General features: G+C 26.9%; 3 protein-coding genes. All 3 read right to left on the bottom strand.

Annotation, left to right across the window (positions count from 1 at the left end; genetic code table 11):
* Window positions 1-2,345: SNF2 helicase associated domain-containing protein (locus Q0V15_RS11595; protein WP_297439179.1), on the bottom strand; the 2,345-nt coding region annotated here is incomplete at its 3' end.
* A gap of 110 nt (window positions 2,346-2,455) precedes the next feature.
* Window positions 2,456-3,373, bottom strand: a complete 918-nt coding sequence (locus tag Q0V15_RS11600) for a S8 family peptidase (RefSeq protein WP_297439181.1) — start codon at window positions 3,371-3,373, stop codon at window positions 2,456-2,458.
* Window positions 3,374-3,579: 206 nt separating this feature from the next.
* Window positions 3,580-5,010 (bottom strand): adenylosuccinate lyase, encoded by a 1,431-nt coding sequence (gene purB, locus Q0V15_RS11605; protein WP_297439183.1) that lies wholly within the window; start codon window positions 5,008-5,010, stop codon window positions 3,580-3,582.
* Between the last annotated feature and the right edge of the window lie 329 nt (window positions 5,011-5,339).

Below are 5,339 nucleotides of genomic sequence, written 5' to 3' on the forward strand. Positions count from 1 at the left end.
TCTTTAACTGAATTTTCAACAGGTGTTCCTGTAAGTGCAAATCTAACATCAGCTTTTATACTTTTTACTGTTTTTGTAGATATAGCTTTACTATTTTTTATATTTTGAGCTTCATCTATAATAAGATGATTTAATATCATGTCATCATATAGCTTTAAATCATTCTTTAACGTTCCGTATGTTGTAATAAGTATATTTATGTCGTTTGTTTTAAAATCCTCTAAAATAGGAATTCTAAGCTTTTTATCACCTATTGCCATACTATGTTTTATATTTGTGAATTTATCAAATTCAGCTCCCCAGTTATAAACAAGTGAGGTTGGAGTTATTATTAAAGTTTTTGACTTTGGATTCTCTTCTATTTCTGAACATAAGAAACTTATTGCTTGAAGTGTTTTTCCAAGTCCCATTTCATCTGCTAGTATAGCTCCATTACCGAGTTTCTTCATAGATTTAAGCCATTTAAAGCCATGAACTTGATATTCACGAAGTTTTGCATTTAATGTTATAGGTAATTTAATAGGATTTTCTTTAAAATCATTAAACTCTTTTACTGTTTTATTTAAGTATTCAGTTCCAGATATAAATTTAATAGCGTTATCTTTAATATGATCATTTATAAAAATAGATTTTCCCTTATTAAAGTTAATATTCAATTCTTTTAAACTTGATACTCTATTTGCTGTTAATGACTCTATAAGATTATAAAGTTTCTTAAGCTCTATATTCTCTAAATCAATAAATTCTCCACTTTTAAGTTTATAATACCTAATATTATTTTCAAGTGATTTAAGTATATTTATAATTTCATTTTTATTAATACCATTAATATCAAATTTAAAATCAAAGTAATTATTTTTACCTGCTTTTATATCAGCAGTAAAACTTTTGCTAGTTAAAACTTTTATTCCTTTAATTTTATCAGAGTAAAAAACATCTCCTTCTTTTTGAAGTAATGAAATATCACTTTTAAAGAAATTAAACTTTCCCTCTTCATCCTTATTAAAAATCAAATTATTATTTGATATATCTCTTGAAAAACCTATTCTACTAACAAGTGCTATAACTTTATTTTCTAAATTTAAACGTCTAAAGATATATTTATCTGTAAATTCATCAAATATATTAAATTCAACAGTGTCATAACAAATATTAACCTTTAATGATAAATTGTTTTTATTACTATCTAAGTAGAATTTAAATATAGGATCAACATCGAGTATTTTATCTTTAATATAGTTATTCACTAACAAATCATTACTAATAGTTTTTAATTTAGGAATTAAATACTTAAAAATAGTATTTTCTTCTCGCTTTAAAAAATCTATAGTTTTTTGATCTTCAAATATATTTAAAAGTTCTGATACATTTTGTGAAAAAGCATCATCCGCCAAGTAGATATAATTACTATGCTTAAAGACATTATTCTTAGAATTTAATCTTTTTGGAATACTATCTTTATATACTAATGTATAACCATCATCACTGCCATTTAGCACTATATTAAATGGAGGGTTTTCATTTAATATAAAAGCTTCTACATCTCTTGAATAAAATCCACTAGACATATAAATTTTAGAGTCTTTAATTGTATTAAAAAAGGTTTTAATTAAGTACTCAGGTATTTTTATATATTTACCATCAACAAGTCTTTTATCTTTTCTATGTAATTTAATCATAGGTCCATCTATTTGATTTAACATTTCTATAAAATCTATAATCTTAATATCAGAGAAAATTAACTTTTGCTCTTTACAAGAATACATAAAGTCTTTACCAAATTGAAGAGGTATTTTATTATAATAGTGTACTAAAAATTGTTCAATATCTCGCAGTGTATAAAATTTAGTGCCATTACCTATTTTAAAATAAGCTTTTATACCATCATTCCAAGCCTCTTTCTCTAAATAAACCTCAAATCGTATAGTTTTTCTTTCTTTTAAATCAACTATATTTTCAAGTAGACTAGATTTAATATCATTAGAAATAGCTTTAATATCTGTATTTTTATTTAAAAGCTCTAATACATCATTTAAAGAATTATAAAAAGTAGCTATTAAATGCTTACAACAATAATTTTTCTTTGAAAATTCAAATTTTTCATACTCATCACAGGTACAATATGAAGATAATATCTCTTTGTTTTCATTATCAAGTTCAAGCTTACAAGTATAAGAACTCATAAGATTATCAGAGATAATATTGGAATCTATATTTATAACAAATTCATCAGATGAAATATCTGAATCAGTTATTAAGTCATTTTCTATAATTCTTCTAGCATCCATATGTTTCTTTCCAGTTATACTAGAATTAAAAATTTTTATTAATTCATCTCTATTCACATGTATCTCCTTATAAATAAACTATATAATATCACTCCATTGTAACATATAATTAAATAACTTATCTGTTAATAAAAAAAAGGATACTAAAAAGCACCCTAATTTAGAAACTATAAATTTAAATTTACGATTCCATTTCCTTCAATAGTTTTACTAAATCCTAAAGACTCAGTTTTCTTTATAAGCTGTGCATATAATTCAGATTCTGTAAGTTCTCTACCAAATTCTTTTACAGCCCAATTTTTAATAAGAGCAAGAGCACCAGCCACATGTGGTGTAGCCATAGATGTTCCTATGAGTTCTACATATTTATTACCAGGTGCTAAAGAGATAATACCTCTTCCATTTTTTCCTTGTCCTGGTGCTACAACATCAACTTCTTTATTTGATGCACTAAATCTACTACCATCTTTTTCAGTTGTAATAGAACCAACTGATATACATTCATTATAAGCAGCTGGATAATTAACTTCTAAAGTAGAACCAACGCCATCTCCATCATTTCCAGATGCAGCTACAACAAGTATATTATTTGCAACTGCTCTCTTTATAATATTATGAAGAGGTTTGTAGTCATATTTTCCACCAAGAGACATAGATATAATATCTACCTTCTTAGCTATCGCATAGTTTATAGCTTGCATAATCCAAGAGTAAGAACCACCTTTAGATGTCAATGCTTTGAGTATCATAAGGTCTGCCTCTGGTGCAACACCTATGATTCCTTTATCATTTCCACTAGCAGCAATAATTCCTGCTACATGTGTTCCATGACCATCTAAATCAGTAACATCTTTTTTATTTCTAGCATTTTCATTTGTAAAATTCACAGTATCAATTATTCTATCCTTGATATCAGGGTGCAAAACATCACATCCGGTATCAATGATAGCCACTACTATACCAGCCCCTCTTAAACCAGCATCCCAAAACTCGGGTGCGCCTATAATACTAACTCCATCAGGTATTTTATCATAAACAGTTACCTCTTTAACTTTTTTATGAGCAATTGGCATTAATAAATCCAAAAAAATCTCCTCCTAAATAATAATATTCACAGTATTATATGAAATATTAAGTAAAGTTGTGAGAATTTAGTTAAAGACTACTTTACATAAAAGTTTTAATAAAATATATTTTATATACTGAGAACTTATTAGATGAGTGAATATAAAGAAGCAAGCAGGTAAAGTTATAAATTAACTTTACCTGCTTGCTTTTACTATTTTAATTATTATACATTTATTTCACTTGTGAAACTTTTAAAATCTTTATTTTCTTCAAGAAGAGGGTTAATATATTCTTCCATAAAATCATCAACCTGACTTGATGCTCTTCCTATAAATTTTTTAGGTTCTATTATATTAATTATTTCTTCTTTACTTAAATTAAATCTATCATCTGTTATAATTCTTTCTATTAAATCATTATTTAATCCATCTCTTTTAACTCTTTGAGCCGCTGCCATTGAGTGTTCTCTTATTATTTCATGAAGTTCTTGTCTATCTCCACCTTTTTTTACTGACTCCATCATTATATTTTCAGTAGCCATAAATGGAAGCTCATTATTTACATGACTAGCAATTACTTTATCATATACAACTAGATTTTCAGTTATATTAATATAAAGATTTAGAACTCCATCAAGAGCAAGGAATGCCTCAGGCACAGAAATTCTTTTATTTGCAGAATCATCAAGAGTTCTTTCAAACCATTGTGTTGAAGCTGTTATAGCTGGATTCATACTATTTACTATAACTATTCTTGCAAGAGATCCAAGTCTTTCACTTCTCATAGGGTTTCTTTTATAAGCCATAGCTGATGAACCTATTTGATTTGCTTCAAATGGCTCTTCTATCTCTTTTAAATTCTGAAGAAGTCTAATATCATTAGAGAATTTATAAGCACTTTGTGCAATCTCTGATAATGTATTAAGAATTATGGAATCAACTTTTCTTGAATAAGTCTGTCCTGTAACACCATAGGATTTTTCAAATCCAAGTTTATTTGAAACCATTTTATCTAAAGATTTAACTTTTGCCTCATCATTTTCAAATAAATTCATAAAACTAGCTTGAGTTCCTGTTGTTCCTTTAACACCTCTAAGTTTTAATTTATCTATAACAAAATCTAAATTCTCTAAATCTAAGATAAGTTCTTGCATCCAAAGAGTTGCTCTCTTACCCACAGTAGTAAGCTGTGCAGCTTGATAATGAGTAAATCCAAGTGTTGGCATATTTTTATATTCTAATGCAAATTTCTTTAAATTTTTAATTGTAGCAAGTATCTTTCCTTTTACAACTAAAAGAGCTTCTTTCATAATTATAATGTCTGTATTATCACAAACATAACAACTAGTAGCTCCAAGGTGAATAATTCCTTTAGCACTCGGCGCTTGTACTCCATAAGCATAAACATGACTCATAACATCATGTCTTACTAGTTTCTCTCTTTCAAGTGCTACATCATAATTTATAACATCTATGTATTTCTTTAATTCATTTATTTGCTCATTTGTAATATTTAGTCCAAGTTCTTTTTCACACTCTGCAAGTGCAACCCATAATTTTCTCCATGTAGAAAACTTTTTATCATCTGAAAAAATACCTGACATTTCCTTTGAAGAATATCTTGAGTTTAATGGATTTTCATATAAGTTTTTCATAATAACTCCCCCTAAAAAATTCCTTTTAATGATTTTATTATATCATATCTTTTTAAAAAGGTGAACATTAAAACCTTATTTATAATTATAATTCGTTAAAATGCAGAAAAACACGAGGGATATAAAAACTATTCATAAAAAATAGTTCGTATATCCCTCTAAAGTCATATTAAATTATTTTATATAGATTAATCTCCAAATGAAATTCCTATCTGTCTTGCAGCTCTTACCTTTTGATCATCAAGCTCTACAGATTTAGTATTTCCAATAACCTCTTCAAGCGTAACTTCTTCAATATTAAGCCCTTTTAAACAGACCATTTTACCAAA

This window comes from uncultured Clostridium sp. (assembly GCF_947036855.1).
Taxonomy (GTDB): Bacteria; Bacillota; Clostridia; order Clostridiales; family Clostridiaceae; genus Sarcina.

Coding starts and splice junctions, on each gene's coding strand:
- purB (WP_297439183.1), bottom strand. CDS start 5,010: ATGAAAAACTTATATGAAAATCCATTAAACTCAAGATATTCTTCAAAG.